We start from the raw sequence: 15,217 nt of genomic DNA, 5'->3' as shown, positions 1-15,217 counted from the left end.
ATATTGCAAGAGAATTAGTTTCGTTGTTCTCAATAACTTTACTACTTGCCATAAAAATACCCCGTAAACGTTAGTTTACACTAACATCTACAGGGTAAATTAAGCAAATTGTATACTAAACTCGCTACAACGTTAGGTTTGTACAAAAAACACACTAACATTTTTCCATCAATGACTTACTACTTGCATGTCGTTCAAAAGCTACTAACAGTGTGGTCATTACTAAAGCAAGTACAACTGTGCCGGCACTGACCAAACTAAGATGCAATACAGAACTGTTGCTTATGACAAAACCACCTAATCCCGACCCTAAGGCGAAACCAAATTGAATAAATGAAGTGTTGACACTTAAAGCAATATCAGGAGATTTCGGTACTAATGTAACTAAATAGTATTGCTGTGCTGGCGAAGTACTCCACGTGGCAATCATCCAAATCATAATAACTGCAATAATACCCACAAGATTTCCTCCGATTACTGCTAGTAACAACAACATAAGAATTTGTAGAACTAGTCCGGTGAAAATCGTAAATTTAGGACCCTTTTTATCCGCCACAACCCCACCAATGCTTGAGCCAACAAAGCTACAAATACCCGCAAGTAATAAAATACCACTAATATTTGCAATTGAAAGGTTTGCTGAAGCTTGTAAGAATGGTGTTAAATAGGTGAATAATGTGGAATAGCCACCTACATAAAATAAGGTCACTGCAACGGCTGACACAATTCTTTTATCTTTTAATATAGCTAACTGCATAGCAATGGTTACGGGTTCTTGCTCTTTAATTGTAGGAACACTCCTATAAACAACGACTAATGGAATAATGGTTATTACAGAAATTAATATGAATAATGCCTTCCATCCTATCATCTCACTAAGAATTGTGCCTAGTGGTACACCGAAAACTAATGAGCTACTTAAACCCATTAAAATAATCCCAATAGCACTTCCTCTTTTTTCGCTGTCAACTAGGCGAGTTGCAACAGCCATAGCCACAACAGTAGCGATACCACCACTTAATCCTTGCAAAATTCTTGAAAGAAGAACCATAGCAAAACTATGACTAAAAAACGTAATAAAATTACTTATAATAAACAGACTAAGCATCCATAACAATATTTTTTTTCGGTCAACATTAATTGTCAGCGCAATGACAATAGGAGCACCAATGGCTGCTGACAGTGCAAATGCAGTGACCAATAAACCCGCTACAGATGTAGATACACTTAAGTCTATTGCTACCATTTGGATAATACCTGTGATGATATATTCAATCGTTCCTATTAAAAAGACTGCTAGTGCAAGCAAATAAATAACTGTTTTATTTTTCACCAAAACATTTCTCCCTTATTTTAATGTGCTAAAATTTCACTTCATAGCTCAATTGGAATTTGAATTTCAATTAATCGATCTTCTTGATTTTCAGAAGAAGGAAAATAAATTTCCCGACCCGGTTGGTCTTCTTTCACGCGATAGCCACTTTTCTCTATCCATGTGGCCAAATCAAGACAAGCAGTTTGTGCACAAGGAGAATTTGCACGAAATAGCAGCGTAGCCATCATGGACTCAGCTGGTAATGTACGAATAGATAGCGGCTGTGGCACGGATGCAACTTTACCTTTGAGCGAATAGCCTACTTCAAATTCAAAATCTTTGTCCGCAGATTCCTTCCATAACACGGTTTGTGTTTCCGTTATCAAATCTCGATTTTCCTTTTCTAACAAATGATTCAGTGTCTCAAAGAGCAAGGGAATCTCTTCTACTGATCCGCAAGCTTGAAAAGCAATAAGTCGCTCACTTTCAACAGTTTTGATAATTACTTCCTGCTCTTTTTCTGCACTCCCTTCCCGACCAATTAACAGCATCCGTTCTTTAATACGGTCTAATTTTTCTTGTTCTCGCTCTACCAGTTGTTGAATTTCGCTCTCTTTCAGCTTAAACATTCCTTGAATCTGCTCTAAGGAAATTTCTTCATGAAGGAGCTGAGCAATTTGTTTTAACGTAAAACCTAATTCTTTGTACAGAAAAATTCGATTTACTTCTAATAGTTGTTCTGCCGCATAATATCGATACCCCGTTGCTTGATCTGTTTTTTGCGGCTTTAATAGCGCAATACGGTCATAGTAACGCAATGTTTTTACAGGCACTTTACTTAACAGAGAAAACTCACCGATTTTAAACATCCTCAATCCTCCATTTTCGTTATTTAACCAAAGTATAAACCCTTTAGTAAGGGGGAAAGTCAAATGATTATTTGAAATAATTTTCAATAACTATTACTATCTGACAATACTACATAATGGTATGTAAATAAGAAAAAAGAAAGGTGAAATTGAACGTAGTCAATTTCACCTTTCTTACTATATAAAGATTGCGAGTATTTCACTCCACAATAATTAATATTTATATGATTGTCCACCATCGATGGGCACAACAACACCATTAATGAAGTCTGCTTGGCTTGAAAGAAGGAAGGCAACTAAATAACCAACTTCTTGTGGTTTACCGAAGCGGCGCATTGGGTTTGGTTTGACGAATTCTTTTCCTACCTCTTCCCAATTATCGCCACCAATTTGACGTAAAGAGCCCTCTACCATTGGTGTCATAATGGCACCCGGTGCGATTGCTTTAATCGAAACACCAAATTGACCATATTCAATTGCAGAGTTACGTGTTAAGCCGACAACACCATGTTTAGATGCTGCGTAACCTGATTGATTACCAACACCGCGAATACCACCTACAGATGCCGTATTCACAATTGATCCTGATCCTTGTTCTTTCATTACTTTTAAAACGTATTTCATGCCGTAGAACACACCATTTAAGTTAATGGAAACAACTTTTTGGAACTCATCAATGCCAAAGTCTTCTGTTAAATTTTGTTTTCCTTCAATACCTGCATTGTTAAAGAACCCGTCAATTTTGCCGAACTTTTCTACTGTCGCATCTACAAAATCTTTTACAGCATTTTCATCTGCCACATTTGCTGCAATTAAGAACAGTTCAGCCTGTGGTGCGATGGCCAACACTTTTTCTTCCGTTTCCTTTAAACCCGCTTCATTCAAGTCAACTAATACTAGTTTCGCACCCTCTTGTGCTAATTGAAGTGTTGCTGCTTGTCCAAGACCAGATCCTGCACCTGTAACAATGACTACTTTATCTTCAAAACGTTTCATTTGAAATTCCCTCCGTTGTTAAATGTTATATAATGATCCATCTACTGTGTAAGATGAAGAACTTACATAAGAAGCTTCATCTGATAGTAAAAATGCAATGACATTTGCTACTTCATTCGGTTCACCATAGCGCTTCATTGGCACTGCATCTTGATAGGCGGATTGCGCTGCTTCAGCGGCACCTGGTGCAACTTTCGCTTCGATTTGACGCATCATTTGTGTATTAATTACACCAGGGTTGACTGTATTAACACGTACATTATATGGAGCAGCTTCTAACGCAGCTACTTTATTAATGCCCATTAGAGCATGTTTTGACGAATTATATAACATCATACTTGGCGAACCAATTAATCCAGCAACTGAAGCTGTGTTAACAATAGAACCTGCTTTTTGTTGTTTCATAATTGGCATAACGTATTTTAAACCGAAGAAAGCACCTTTTACGTTAATGCTATATACGAAATCAAAATCTTCTTCAGTAATTTCTTCTAAAATTTTTGCTGGACCTTCTACCCCTGCATTGTTTGCAAATCCATCGATGCGACCAAATTTTAATACAGTTTGATCAACATAATTTTTTACTTCTACTTCACTTGAAACATCTGCCTTTAAAGTCAGTACGCGATCCTCACTTAAATCCAGCTCGTCTGCAACCGCTTTCACCGCAGCTTCATTTAAATCCACTAGGGTTAACTTAGCTCCTTCACCGGCAAGCTTGCGAGCAATCTCTTTACCGATACCTCCTGCAGCACCTGTTATAATGACCACTTTATTTTCGAATCTCATTTTTTGTACCTCCCCTAAAGATTGTTGTTACATTTATAGTGTAATGGGTTTCACTTTCTGTAAGCCATCCTTAATATTTGCTATAATGTCGAAGAAACCAACACTTTTTATCAATCTGTCTAATGTAGGAGATAAATTTGATGAAATCTAATTCCAATCAAGCTTTACGTACAAAGCATTTCTTGAAGAAGGCATTTATTGATATGGTCCATAAAAAGGGATTTAGTGCTGTGACAGTGAAGGATATTGTAGATTATGCTCAATATAATCGGACAACCTTTTATGTGTACTATCAAAATATAGATGATCTTGTTGAAGAGTTAATGGAAGAAATGTTTGAAGCTATCCAATATAACAGCATGTCTAAGTATGAAAGTAATAGTCGTGTGAAAGTACAGGAGTTGACTACCCATTCCTTTGAATTGTTGTATTACATTTACGACCACCGGGATTACTTCACATTACTACTGTTAGAAGATACGTTACCTCGTATCCACCAGCAACTACCTGAAGCGATTTTTAATTTGCTCAAAGATAAATTTGATATTCAATACGGCGTGTCGGTTGTTGATGATCATTCCCAAAAGCGCTATATGGCATATGGGACAGCTGGTTTAATCTTGGACTGGATTGCACAAGATTTTGATGCGACTCCTGGTGAAATGACAGAGCGTCTCAATCGAATTTTCAACACTTTTGCAAGAGGATTTATTATAAAAGAAATCGACAGTTAACAAAGCTATTTGTATTTAAATAATCAAAAAAGAACGAATTCCCCACCGGAAATTCGTTCTTTTTATAATGCTCCAGCACCATGTCAATTCGTACTGTCTCTTTTACATATGTGTTCCAACGTTGCTTTCTTGCATTTGTTTACTCGGTATAGTCGCAACGTTAGCTGTTTTCTTCGACCAATACGTCGCAAGAATCGGTCCAGAAATATTATGCCAAACCGCACCAAGTACGCTAGGTAAGGCAGCTAACGGACCAAAATGAGCAGTTGCTAATGCTACCCCGAGACCAGAGTTTTGCATCCCAACTTCAATGGAAATGGCTCTGCGATTACTTTCATCAAGCCCTAACGCAAGTGCTGTTAAATAGCCAAGAAGCAAGCCGAATGCATTATGAAGCATGACAGCCGTAAAAATAATAAAGCCAGCTGAAGCTATGCTAGCGACATTTCCAGCAACAACCGCAGAAACAATGATAATAATTGCAACTACTGATATAAGCGGTATAACGTTGATGCTCTTTTCGACGACTGTAGGAGCAAATTTCCGTATAACAAGCCCAAGAATAATTGGCAAAATAATAACTTGAATAATCGAAGTAAACATCGCCATTGGATCGACCGGCATCCACTTACCTGCCAGTAACAATAGTATTAATGGTGTTGCAATTGGCGCTAATAACGTTGAAAAAGAAGTCATTGTAATGGATAACGGTACATTACCTTTCGCTAAATAAACCATAACGTTCGAAGCAGTGCCCCCTGGAACTGAACCGAGAAGGACTAGCCCAGCAGCTAATTCCGCAGGTAAATTCATCATATACGCAATTAAAAAAGCCGTAAGTGGCATAATAATATATTGGGCACAGACACCAATAATAACGGGCACTGGATTCGTTATAATCATTTTGAAATCAACTGCTTTCAATGTCAGCCCCATACCAAACATGACGATGCCTAGCAAAATCGTAATATAGCCTCCAAATATTAAAAATGGATCTGGAGCAATAAAAGCAATAACAGCAATACAGATAACCCATACAGCAAAATATTTGCCCGCAATCGTACTAATGGCTTCTAAAATTTTCATTTTTCCACTCCCTATTTTTTATTTTTTACTAGTTTATTCGGATTAAAAAGAGCATCCGGATCGAGCGCTTGTTTGATTTTTTCCATAACAAGCAATGCTTTACCATGTTCTTGCTCTTGGTATTTCTGTTTACCAATACCAACACCATGCTCGCCTGTACAAGTTCCCCCTCGTTCAAGTGCGTACATCACAATCAATTCATTGAAGTCATCGGCTTTTTTTATTTCGGCTGTATCCGTCATATCAATCATTAACAGTACATGGAAATTACCATCACCGACATGCCCTACAATTCCCCCAGTAAGGGCAAACGAATTAAGGGCAGTTCTCGCATGTTCAACAGCTCCCGCTAGCTCGGATATCGGTAAACAAACATCGGTCACCATTAGCTTTTTGCCAGGATGACCATGAACATAGGCATAAGCTAAATTGTGGCGCGCTTCCCATAGCTGATTGCGAGCGGCAGTATCCGTCTCGAATTCAATATGTTGACAATTGTGCTCCGCCACAAGCTCCTTCATAAATTCAACGTCTTGCTGTAAGCCCGCTTCATTGCCCTGAAATTCTAAAAATAAAGTAGGCTGTTCCGCATAGGCTGTCTGACTATGCAAGTTCACTTGTTTCATAGAAGGTTCATCTACTAGTTCAACTCTTGCAATGGGAATGCCCGCTTGCAAAATACTAACGACTGCTTCAACAGCATCATTCACTGTTTGAAAGGAAGCACGAGCAGCCACAATATGTTCCGGTATACCATAAACTTTTAACGTCAATTCAGTAAAGCAACCAAGCGTCCCCTCAGAACCTACAAATAAACCATTTAAATGATAACCCGATGAAGATTTTGCTGCTAAATTGCCCGTATGAATGACTGTTCCATCTGCTAGCACCACTTCTAAATCGCGAACTTGATCGCGCATTACGCCATATTTAACCGAGGTTGTGCCACTTGCATTCGTTGCTGCCATCCCTCCGAGTGTGGCATCTGCTCCAGGATCGACAGAGAAAAACAAACCATATTTTTTTAACTCTTTATTCAACTGTGAACGCGTTACCCCTGGTTGAACTTTGACAAGAAAATCTTTGTCCCTCACTTCTATTATTTTGTTCATGTTGGAAAAATCCATTGTTATTCCATGGTCATAAGGAATGACATGGCCTTCTAAGCTTGTTCCTCTTCCAAATGGTACAATCGGTATGTTGAATTGGTTGGCGATGTTTATCGTTTTACGAACTTCTTCTGTTGTAGTCGGAAACACAACAATGTCCGGTAAACTAGAACTATGATAAGATTCATCACTGCTATGTTGCTCTAAAATCGTTTGATTTGTCGTCACTTGGCTTTCTGAAAGTACACTGCGTAGTGCACTTACCACATCTTCATTTGTTGCAATCATGTTATTCTCCCCTTTTACCTTGTTGGAACTTGTGTATGCTATTCTAGTTGTTTGAATTCAAATATATAGGTCCTACCAATTTAAATGATATTAAAATTGGTCCAACCATTATTATTATACTTAATATTCTGAAAATATCAATAATTATTCATTACCTTAGATTGCTAACATAGCCGTATTTCTGTATGATTAAAACATTTAGTTTAACTATGTAATTGAGGGGAAGGACATAGGGAATGTTGCAAACAAAGAAAAAAGCCTATCAAGTCATCGTTGACCAAATAACTGAATATTTTTTAAATGGTGAATTACAGCCTGGAGAAAAATTGCCTACAGAAAGAGAATTAGCGAGTCGTTTTCAGGTCAGCCGAACATCGGTTAGGGAGGCTCTTCGCAAGCTTGAAATAAAAGGGATTGTTGACATTAAGCAAGGGAGTGGCAGTTTTATTAAATCATCAGAAAGCCATTCACTAGGAGAAGAGCTTTCCTCTACTATTTTAAAAACTGAAAAAAAACTCATATATGAGATGTTAGAGCTTCGCCAAACACTTGAAGTAGAATGTGCCTTTTTAGCCTCACAACGCGCCACTTCTGAAGATTTAGCACGCATCGGTCAAGCGTTAGAAATGATGGATCAAGTGAAACATGATGTAGAACTAGGGATTCAAGCGGATCTTAGTTTTCATATAAGTATTGTTCTTGCTTCACACAATACAATCTTTTCTCAATTGTTCCAAACACTTAGCGAACATATGCAAGATACTATCCGTGTGACCAGAACAGAACGCTTAAAAGATATAGAACGTACACAAGAGACACTTGACGAACATAAAGAAATTTATTTGGCAATCGCTGCCGGTGATGCCCATCAAGCGAAACAACTAATGGAAAAGCATATTAAGCAAATACGGCGAGAATTAACAGCTTCGCTTTTCCAACATATTGGCGAGCCACACATATAACTAAGCATCTACCGTAAAACGAAAAAACGAATCTCTACTTTTGGATTCGTCCTTTCGTTTATCATTTTCGCTTATTCTAACACAGCCATTCGAAAAGCCGTCGCAATGATTTGCGTACGGTTTTTTGCGTTAAAGACCGTTAATAGTTTTTGAATATAGTCACGAATTGTGTACTCACTGACAACGAGAAGCTCTGCCATTTCTTTATTACTAAACCCTTCTGCTAATAAAAATAGCACGGCCAAGTCTTTATCAGTTAGCTTTAAGTCATGCAATAGACGCTGTGTACTACGTGTGCGCGAAAAGTAACAGCCTAATAAGTTCCCTGTTTCCTCTAGTAGATGCATGTCCTCTTCATTATAGGAAAAGAACGTTCCACATTGGTCAAACGTTAACCAACCGAATAATTGGCCATTTTGCTGTATAGGAATAAAAATAATTGTAGATAAATTCAATATTTCAATGGCAATCGGATTGATATATGGTGCTGGTTGTTCTAAATAAAGTGGCTTTTTAATTGCAAATACGGGCACCTCTTCTAGCTTGCCTTTTAGTATTTGTACTTTATGTAACTCCGAGCCATATACATTCGAAAATTCATGGAGCCACGGATTATAGCTATGAAAAATTACACGTTGATAACCGAAGTTTTCCTGTGCTTTCGATAAAATGGTTGGCATATGATCGACGCCATCTAATTGAATAAGCAATTTGCTAAAACGCTGTAACTTTAGCAAACTTTCCAGAGTCAGTTCACCCTTTGCTGGTGATTGGATTACTTTACTGTTTACAAGACGTAGTACATCTAGAATTTTATCGTGATATTGTAGCATTTCATCTGTATATGGATGTTTAATTTGCTTAAGTACATCTGTTGTTGCCGAATAAGACAATGATGGAAATATCGTTAGTAATTTTTCTGGTAACAGTCGACTGTGCATAGTCGCCCAATTGATAAGCTCCTCGCGTTGAATCGTTTTATGTTTTAACTGACCATTTAAAAACGTCAACCAAGAGCGGTACCAATAACCAATTTGTATAATTTCTTGCTCACTTAACTCTTTTTTTGATTGCACATGCTTATTCCACGCATAGGCAATATCTTGATGATGCATTTTATGAAACAGTACATATTGAAAGTTTATTTTCGTCATAGTACACCTACATTTGCATGTTTATTTTCGATTAATATACCCTTAAATGCCGGTATCTTTGCATTTACTCTATCATTTACACTTTAGTTGTAACAACTTATTTTGTGATTTTGCTCAACTATTTAAGTAGGGTATTTAAATTAAGAAATGGGGACTAGACATGGAATATAAAAAAGTATTAGTGGCAGGTAGCGGTGTATTAGGAAGTCAAATTGCTTTTCAAACTGCCTTTTTCGGCTACGAAGTGAATGTCTATGACATTAACAACGATGCAATTGCAACAGCACAAGAGAGATTGCAATCGTTATCACACACATATGGAGAATATTTTAATGATGATGCACGAGCAGCGAAAGCATTGGAAAGCTTATCATTTTACACTGATTTAGCACAAGCAGTTGCTGACGTCGATTTAGTAATTGAAGCAGTTCCAGAGCGTATTGAGATTAAACAATCATTTTATGAGCAACTAGCCAAAGTAGCACCAGCAAAAACTGTTTTTGCATCAAACTCTTCTACGCTATTACCTAGTCAATTTGCACAATTTACAGGACGACCTGAGAAGTTTTTAGCATTACACTTTGCCAATACTATTTGGAAAAACAACACAGCTGAAGTAATGGGTCACGCAGGCACTGATCCACAGTACACGGAACAAGTAGTTGAATTCGCCCGTACGATTGGCATGATTCCATTCCATTTGAAAAAGGAACAAACAGGCTATATTTTAAACTCATTATCTGTACCGTTTTTAAGTGCTGGTATGGCGTTGTGGGCAAATGGCATTGCAGATCCACAGACAATCGATAAAAACTGGATGATTTCAACAGGATCACCAGCCGGACCGTTCGGATTTTTAGATATCGTTGGCATGGAAACACCATATAACTTAAATATGATGAAGGCAGAACATGACCCTATGGCTAAAATCATAGCGGAAAAAATTAAAGCTGAGTATATCGATTTAGGGAAAATGGGCATGTCTTCAGGGGAAGGTTTTTATAAATATCCTAATCCAGCCTATATGGATAAAGACTTCCTTAAACATAATTAATTAGAGACAACATTGAAAAAGTGTTAGATTGCTTAGCTCAATCTAACACTTTTTTTGTCGTTGTTGTCGGCTACGGCGGTGCTTTCTGCTCAGCACAGGAGCCGCAACCCTCGCTGACGCGCTAAATGCCCGTCTGCGTTCCGTGCTTTCCTACAGGAGTCACCGCCTTCGCTACAAATAACTTGTGCGCTTGCTAATTTATTATTAATTGCAAGCATGTTTTATAATTCTGTAAAAGTTGGTGGTTTCTTTTTGAAGCCTTTTGTCGTAATAACAGCATAGATAAAGCCGATTGCTAGCCAGCTAAAGCCTATCTTTAAGGTCATTGGTGATAAGTTAATAAATAAGTAGAAACAAATACTAAAACCTAGCCCAGGAATTAATAGGTAGCGAATGATCTTCCTTTCTTTTTTGCGGAAAAAGTAATAGACAATCACTGACAAATTGACAAACATAAATCCTGTCAGGCCACCAAAGTTCATTAATTCTGCTACGAAATTAGCTGATAAAAACAGTGCTCCTAAAACACTAATCGCACACATTAATAAAATATTATAGACGGGTGTTTGATATTTTGGATGTAAGTGTGTGAAAAACTTTTTCGACAGCACTTCATCACGCCCCATACTAAACATTAAACGAGATGCACTGGCTTGGCCTGTTAAACCAGCTGTCACTGTCGATACAATAATCGCAACCGTGTAAAGCGTTGCAAGAACGGCACCACCGGCTTTTTCTGCTATATCAAATAAAGCTGTATCAGCTGAGCTAAAGTTGGTCACATCCGGCCATACGAGTTGCGCTACATACGCTTGCCCAATAAAAATAATTCCTCCGATTAAACAAGCTAAAATCGCTGCCTTCCAAATATCATCTTTTGGATTAACGGCTTCTTCAGAAAGTGTTGTAATCGAATCAAACCCTAAAAACGAGAAGCAGGCCATGGCGGCGCCAGAAATAATGGCAGACATCACGAATTTTTCATCGTTAAAGAACGGCACAATCGAAAAGAACGACGTACTACTTTCCCCACCGACAATTGTCTTCACACAAAAAATGATAAAAATTACGACAATAATGCCCATAAATAGCACGAGAATTTGATTGGTTTTCGCTGCGATACCAATACCTAAAATATTCACAATCGTAATAATACCTGCAATGAATAACACCCAAGCCCAATACGGAATAGATGGTATTAGTGCATTCGCATATGACGCACCGACCATAAAGACAATGAGTGGTACTAAAACATAATCCATAAACATTGCCCATCCTGCAAAAAATCCTAAATGCGGATTAATGGCACGCTGTGTATAGGTATAAGTCGACCCTCCATTCGGAAAGACCGCAGCCATTCGACCGTAACTATAGGCAGAAAACATCATAGCTACCATCGCAACCAAGTAGGCTAATGGCAACATCCCGCCTGTAGATTCTGCTGCAAAGCCATAAATATAAGCAGGCGCAATTGGCGTCATAAAAGCAATACCATAAATAACTAAATCTTTTAATGTTAAAACACGTTTTAACTGTGGTGTATGATCATTGGCTGTTTGACTCATAGTCTATTTCCTCTCAGACATTCACTGATTCACGTTTAGCTAGTTCCGCTGTTACTAAATCGATGACTTCATCTGTGCTCATCACTTGGCAATAAATTTGATTCATAATCATAATTTCAGCATCATGAAGCTGTTGTGTTGCCGCTGCACATGCATCTTCAACTAAAATCACTTCAAAGCCTGCATCCGCTAAGCTTCGTACTGTTGAAGCAACACATTGATCTGTGACAACGCCTGTACAAACGACTGTTTCAATGCCCATATTGCGCAATAAAAATTCATAGTTCGTGCCACTTAATACACTATCTGTCGTTTTATTGACAACAATTTCATCAGCAAGAGGCGTTAATTCTTCGACCATCTCCGCCCCTGGATCACCGATTGGCAATAAAATATTGTTCCAGCCTGGACGGCGTTGAACAGGAGAACGGTCTCGTCCATCTTTATGATGACAAGCAATGCGTCCAAAAGTAACTTCTAATTGATTCGTACGGAAAAATTCTAAAAGCTTTTTATTGTTCGGAATCGTTAAATTGTCGATACGATCAAAAAAGTATGCCCACTGCTCAAACATGCCCTTTTCTCTTGCCACTTGCGCATCTAACCCGTCACGGCTAATAAACTGATGTTGCATATCGACGATAAGTAATGCTGTTTTATCTGGGTTCACATTGATTTTTTGACCGTCCGTCGGTAAAAATTCATAATATAAAGTTGATGTATTATCCATAATAATTCCTCCAAAATACCTCTTATTCCGAATTGCCTAGACAAATAAAAAAACAGACTCTTTGTGCAAAAGAATCTGTCTAACACAAAAAATGACCTACTCATTTTAAAGCTAGAAACTAAAAATGAATGGACCATTTAAAATTCCCCACTGTTTGTCTAAACAGAGATAGCACAACTTCATAAACAGCTATGTTTATGAAGACAGTCCTGCAACTATTCGCTACAGACCCAGCATATGATGGCGAGAACTCACCATACACTTCGGCGACATTTCCTTCTACCTAACCTCTACGTCTTCTCGGACTCCATTAGGTACTGTTAAACTGTCGCGCCTCTACCTCACTATCGGAAAAGTGAGGCATATTTAATTGTTTGAAATAATTATAGTATTGTGTTTTTTCTATGTCAACCTTTAATTTTACTATATTTTATAAGGTTTACCTTATAAAACTTCAAATAAATAACATTAAAAACATTTTTACACAATAACTTTTGCATGTACTATTCCATTTTACCGATATATGCATTTAACAAGCGACTGAACATTAAGAGCATAAAAAACCACCAATTCTATAATTGATGGTCGTACTTCATTATATCGTTTCGCTTACATTCCCTACATGCTCTTTTTTTAGCATCAGCATGACGATAAAGGAAATGCAATATAACCCTGCTAAGTAAAGCATCGCAACTTTCATATCATAGCTTTGTAAAATATAGCCGACTAGGATTGGAGAGAAACCACCTATCGCTCGACCAAAGTTAAATATTGTGTTTGTTGCTGTACTGCGAATTTGTACAGGATATAGACTACCAATCAGCGCACCATATCCGGCGAACATCCCATTTGAGAAGAAGCCGACAATTGCACCACCTATTAGCACACCTGCACTACCAGTAGCATAAGAGTATAAGAATACTGCACACGCTGAAGCAAGAAGGAAGATACCAAAGGCACGCTTTGCACCAAATCGATCTAAAAATATACCAAAAGATAACATCCCTATAATCATACCTACCGCTGTACTAATTGTCCAAAGAGCAGAGCCAGAAACAGATAAACCTTGTGACTGTTGCAACATTGATGGTAACCAGATCATTAATCCGTTATAACCGGCAATTTGCACCGTCGCCATGATGATTAAAGAAATGGTTGTAATCGCTGTTCGTGGCGTTTCAAACAATTGCACTAACTTGCCCTTTTCAGCTTTTTTACTAGCTTTTTTCTGTTTCTGGGCAGCTAGCCACTCAGGTGATTCATCTAAATTTTTTCTAACGATAAAGGCAAAAATAACGGGTACTACCCCTACAAAGAATAATGCTCTCCAACCTAAAGTAGGAAGAATGATAGCACTTAGTAATGCGGCTAAAATAACACCATATTGCGCGCCTACACTAACATATGAAGATGCACGCCCTTGTTTATTTTTCGGCCAAGCTTCAGCTACAAGTGCCATCCCAATACCGTATTCTCCTCCGGCACCAATACCTGCAATAAATCTAAATAGATATACTTGTTCAATACTTGTCGCTAATCCAGTTAAAGCTGTACCTATTGCAAACAAGATTACGGTATAGGTAAAGACCTTTACCCTACCATACTTATCCGCTAATATCCCGAAAATAATGCCTCCTAAAAGCATCCCTACGTTCGTGATGGAAGAAATAAGTCCTCCCGTTGCTAAATCAATGTTAAATTCGGCAATAATCATTGTCATCGCAAATGAGATAAACATGATATCCATGCCTTCTAATGTTAAACCTGCTACCGATGCGACCACGGTCTTTTTTCGATAATCCATTCTTCTATCCTCCAGTATGTTCTAGATGAAAATAAATCTCTTTTATTTACGAATGAATGGATGTATCTATATAAATATAACGTTTCCATTCTCCTTTTAAGCCTCACTGGACTTCCTTTAAAAGAGGTACGTTAGTTGTGTACTCACAGCTAAATGGCAAAATAAAAGCCCTTTCGTCCAAACAGACAAAAGGGCATGAATAAGCGAAGATATTACTTACATAATAACTTAAAATTCCATGTATCCCTTGTCAGCCTCTCTGGACCGTATTAAAGGTTAATTATTTCAAAAGATATTCTAGCAAAATTATCTTTATTTTCATACAAGAAAATATTGGTAAAAAATGCACAAAGTGATGTCTCGTAAGGCTTGCAGTGCTTCTAAATAAATTTTTACAGTGGCTCCTATAATATGCAAAACTTATTTTCTTCCTGCTTTCAAACATTTCCCTAAGAGCACAATTTGCTGTCACAAGTAAACTTTTCCAGATGCAAATTACGATAAAAACATCAATTTCACTGCTAGCAATTTACAAGTAAATGGGCGGCACGTAACGGCACACTGTACGGACTTCTTCAGTCTTTCACTCCCATTGTTTTTCACATTTTTGTAACATTTTTTCTTACTTTAAGTAGTTGAAATTCTATTTTAATGGTGTTATTATCTCTACGAAAGTTATTTTTGACTTTACAAAGTTGCAAATCTGTGATTTATGTAATGAAGGCAAGAATAGTAATAAAACGCGGATACGCAACGGAGGTT

General features: G+C 37.7%; 13 protein-coding genes and 1 riboswitch. Of the genes, 3 read left to right on the top strand and 10 right to left on the bottom strand.

Going from position 1 to position 15,217, the window contains the following annotated elements:
• Nucleotides 1-154: 154 nt before the first annotated feature.
• From ACIQXI_RS19595 to ACIQXI_RS19580, 4 genes are all read right to left on the bottom strand, one after another.
• Complete coding sequence (locus tag ACIQXI_RS19595) at nucleotides 155-1,333, bottom strand: MFS transporter (protein ID WP_402927925.1); 1,179 nt, start codon at nucleotides 1,331-1,333, stop codon at nucleotides 155-157.
• 41 nt (nucleotides 1,334-1,374) lie between these two features.
• Nucleotides 1,375-2,184: a MerR family transcriptional regulator gene (locus ACIQXI_RS19590; RefSeq protein ID WP_402927923.1), complete on the bottom strand. Its 810-nt coding sequence runs from the start codon at nucleotides 2,182-2,184 to the stop codon at nucleotides 1,375-1,377.
• A 213-nt stretch (nucleotides 2,185-2,397) separates the two neighbouring features.
• Nucleotides 2,398-3,180 carry a glucose 1-dehydrogenase gene (locus tag ACIQXI_RS19585; RefSeq protein WP_402927922.1) on the bottom strand — a complete coding sequence of 261 codons (783 nt, stop codon included), beginning with the start codon at nucleotides 3,178-3,180 and terminating at the stop codon, nucleotides 2,398-2,400.
• A gap of 18 nt (nucleotides 3,181-3,198) precedes the next feature.
• Nucleotides 3,199-3,969: an SDR family NAD(P)-dependent oxidoreductase gene (locus tag ACIQXI_RS19580; RefSeq protein ID WP_402927920.1), complete on the bottom strand. Its 771-nt coding sequence runs from the start codon at nucleotides 3,967-3,969 to the stop codon at nucleotides 3,199-3,201.
• A 140-nt stretch (nucleotides 3,970-4,109) separates the two neighbouring features.
• Here ACIQXI_RS19580 and ACIQXI_RS19575 point away from each other — a divergent pair, with 140 nt between their 5' ends.
• A complete protein-coding gene (locus ACIQXI_RS19575) occupies nucleotides 4,110-4,703 on the top strand; it encodes a TetR/AcrR family transcriptional regulator (protein ID WP_402927919.1) in 594 nt (197 codons plus the stop codon).
• Between the two features lie 102 nt (nucleotides 4,704-4,805).
• On the opposite strand, the gene ACIQXI_RS19570 is transcribed toward ACIQXI_RS19575, so the two are convergent.
• Complete coding sequence (locus tag ACIQXI_RS19570; RefSeq protein WP_402927918.1) at nucleotides 4,806-5,789, bottom strand: bile acid:sodium symporter family protein; 984 nt, start codon at nucleotides 5,787-5,789, stop codon at nucleotides 4,806-4,808.
• Nucleotides 5,790-5,800: 11 nt separating this feature from the next.
• Entirely contained in the window at nucleotides 5,801-7,186 is a 1,386-nt protein-coding gene (locus tag ACIQXI_RS19565; protein ID WP_402927916.1) for an FAD-binding oxidoreductase, read from the bottom strand.
• 236 nt (nucleotides 7,187-7,422) lie between these two features.
• Here ACIQXI_RS19565 and ACIQXI_RS19560 point away from each other — a divergent pair, with 236 nt between their 5' ends.
• Nucleotides 7,423-8,148, top strand: a complete 726-nt coding sequence (locus ACIQXI_RS19560; RefSeq protein ID WP_402927914.1) for a FadR/GntR family transcriptional regulator — start codon at nucleotides 7,423-7,425, stop codon at nucleotides 8,146-8,148.
• 71 nt (nucleotides 8,149-8,219) lie between these two features.
• Here the strand turns inward: ACIQXI_RS19560 and ACIQXI_RS19555 are convergent, their stop codons facing one another.
• Nucleotides 8,220-9,302: a LuxR C-terminal-related transcriptional regulator gene (locus ACIQXI_RS19555; RefSeq protein ID WP_402927913.1), complete on the bottom strand. Its 1,083-nt coding sequence runs from the start codon at nucleotides 9,300-9,302 to the stop codon at nucleotides 8,220-8,222.
• 160 nt (nucleotides 9,303-9,462) lie between these two features.
• On the opposite strand from ACIQXI_RS19555, the gene ACIQXI_RS19550 reads away from it, so the two are divergent.
• Nucleotides 9,463-10,356 (top strand): 3-hydroxyacyl-CoA dehydrogenase, encoded by an 894-nt coding sequence (locus tag ACIQXI_RS19550; protein WP_402927912.1) that lies wholly within the window; start codon nucleotides 9,463-9,465, stop codon nucleotides 10,354-10,356.
• A gap of 221 nt (nucleotides 10,357-10,577) precedes the next feature.
• Here ACIQXI_RS19550 and ACIQXI_RS19545 read toward each other — a convergent pair whose 3' ends face one another.
• The 3 genes from ACIQXI_RS19545 to ACIQXI_RS19535 form a co-directional block, all read right to left on the bottom strand.
• The gene (locus ACIQXI_RS19545; RefSeq protein WP_402927911.1) at nucleotides 10,578-11,921 is read right to left on the bottom strand and encodes an APC family permease; all 1,344 of its coding nucleotides are present in this window, start codon (nucleotides 11,919-11,921) and stop codon (nucleotides 10,578-10,580) included.
• A gap of 13 nt (nucleotides 11,922-11,934) precedes the next feature.
• The gene (locus ACIQXI_RS19540; RefSeq protein ID WP_402927910.1) at nucleotides 11,935-12,651 is read right to left on the bottom strand and encodes a cysteine hydrolase family protein; all 717 of its coding nucleotides are present in this window, start codon (nucleotides 12,649-12,651) and stop codon (nucleotides 11,935-11,937) included.
• A 161-nt stretch (nucleotides 12,652-12,812) separates the two neighbouring features.
• Nucleotides 12,813-12,998, bottom strand: a riboswitch (Lysine riboswitch).
• Nucleotides 12,999-13,246: 248 nt separating this feature from the next.
• Nucleotides 13,247-14,455 carry an MFS transporter gene (locus ACIQXI_RS19535; RefSeq protein WP_402927908.1) on the bottom strand — a complete coding sequence of 403 codons (1,209 nt, stop codon included), beginning with the start codon at nucleotides 14,453-14,455 and terminating at the stop codon, nucleotides 13,247-13,249.
• Nucleotides 14,456-15,217: the final 762 nt, after the last annotated feature.

Origin of the sequence: Lysinibacillus sp. NPDC097195, assembly GCF_044762075.1 — a bacterium.
Classification (GTDB): domain Bacteria; phylum Bacillota; class Bacilli; order Bacillales_A; family Planococcaceae; genus Lysinibacillus.
The sequence above is the reverse complement of the archived record's forward strand: the minus strand, read 5'-3'. Positions and strand labels throughout refer to the sequence as shown.